We start from the raw sequence: 2142 nt of genomic DNA on the forward strand, positions 1-2142 counted from the left end.
GAGTTTGCTATGAAAGCTCCTTATGACTCTGACAGTGATAACCCTAACAGTAGTCGCTGACAGTAACGATGCTCGCATGAGGTAGCCTTGACGGAGCTTATCTTTAATCTTACTCCTGTTCTTTCAGGCGGATTGCCATCAGCAGGCTTCCCGACAAACTGCCAGCTCGAACCAGGGCCTGGGGATCTGGTTGAGTCTGGCTGGTACTAAAACCTGAGCACTGTTGCGATTCATGGACTAGTTTATCTGGGCATCCATAAACTTAAGAAAGCAGATGTTGATGAGTTATTCCATTTCTCGATTACCTGAAAAAGCAAAGCAATCGATATTTTTCCATCGTTACAAGGCCAACCGGTTTGTTGCTGCTTCCCTTGGCCTCGTCATGATGACTTCCCCTTGTTCAAATTTGCTCGCAGAAAACCTTTTATCAACGCCAGTGCCAGAGAAATTTGTTGTAGATAGAGCGATAAAAAAGTCTGGTTTTCTGGACGATTTGATTAATCACAATGCTTATTTAGGCCACCCCCTTTCTTTTGCTCTCAATCCGAATACGACCCATCTTACCTTTGTCATGAACCATGAAAATGAGCGGAGCGAAAAAACAGATTCAGATTCGCAAGAATCCGCGGGAGCTGCTGCACTGCAACCGCAGCCTTTAATTCAAATTCCGCTCCCACCAATGAACCATGCACAAATTACTGCCATTATCCAAGGGGTCAATACAGGCTTCGATGAAGACACCATAACCCTAAACAATATGTTGAGCTACGTCCCGGTAGCTCCACCCAATGAGAGCCTGACAATTCTGAGCATGATTCAGCAAGTGTTAAAAGCTCTCAATGTTGTGGTTGACGATGTCGAGGATGCGATGATAGACGTTCTGTTTAACATCCGGGGTACCGAATCTCCTGTCGATATGACCAAACCAGAAGACCGGGAGAACCTTGCGATGTTGATGGTGAGTTACTATACAGCCATCCATTCAAAGAGAGCACACCCTGAAGCGGCTCATTTATTTTTTAGCTCATTTCTGCTTCGTGCCACTAAATTGTCTGGTATTGGAAGACTGGTTGCCAAAAAAGGTGATCTTCTAGGTACAAAAAAACCAATAGAAAGTCACGAAGTTTTGAAAGCAAATGTCAAAGAATCTGGTAAAGTCTTCAATGGCCTGAAAGTGCTGGAAGAAATGCGCCTTAGTTTTTTGCTACAAGTAAATGATCCCATAAAATCTGAAGAACCTGAGACATTGGACGAACCATTGCTAATAGCCGCCTCCTCCCTGCTCAACAATGAGATTAATGAGAACGAAATGCCCCTTTATCAACGTAATATAAAATCAGCTGAACGAATGTCCTATCTGGTAAAAAAGTATGGTAAAGAAAAACCAGAATTAGTTGCCTCGAATAGTCAGTTCGTGAGTTTAATTGATGCCATAAGTCTGATTCTTGATCCTTTCGTTATACAACAGGCAAAGGTACATGTTGACAACATTTCCAGTTATTTTAGCGCATCAAATTGGGATGACACCATCACCAGCTCTTCAGAGATAAAAGACAAAGAACAAACATTATTCAAAATATTCGAAAAGGTATTAAAAGATGCAGAAGACTACCCGGGAAGTGAAAACCCTGAATTATTTCAAGAATTGCTTCTGGCCTTAAGACAATACATAGAGCAACAATTACAAAAAACTTTTCCTGATGAAAATGATTACCAAGTCATAATGGTCACCCTCGGTACAGGATTTGCCGACCTGATACAACAATCAGGCAGGATGCTGGCATTTCATATGGCAACTTTTGACATCAATGCCAATCAGCAGCCTTATGGAGTTAAACCTGACGAAGCAGCAAAGAAACAAGAAGGAAAACAACTCAGCAAAGAAGAGAAGAAGAGAAAACACTTGGAAGAACGGATAGAATACCTGGATGATTTCGTCGATTGGTTCATAGATAACTATAATTTTGCTATGAGGACTCCTTATAACTCTGACAGCAGTGACTCTGAGAGTATTGATTCTGACACCATTAATACTGGCAGCAGTGGCTATGACAGTAGTGGCTCTGACATTAGTGGCTCTGATATTCGTGATACCGACATGCCTGACTCTGATACTAGTGATACCGACATGCCTGACTCTGA

The 2142-nt window shown here is 42.1% G+C and carries 1 protein-coding gene; it reads left to right on the forward strand.

Features of this window, described 5'->3' with window-relative positions:
• Window positions 1-280 precede the first annotated feature (280 nt).
• A partial coding sequence (locus tag KDK17_RS16195; RefSeq protein ID WP_257288530.1) for a hypothetical protein occupies window positions 281-2142 on the forward strand: 1862 nt, incomplete at its 3' end.

This window comes from Endozoicomonas sp. SESOKO2 (assembly GCF_024606245.1).
Lineage (GTDB): Bacteria > Pseudomonadota > Gammaproteobacteria > Pseudomonadales > Endozoicomonadaceae > Endozoicomonas_A.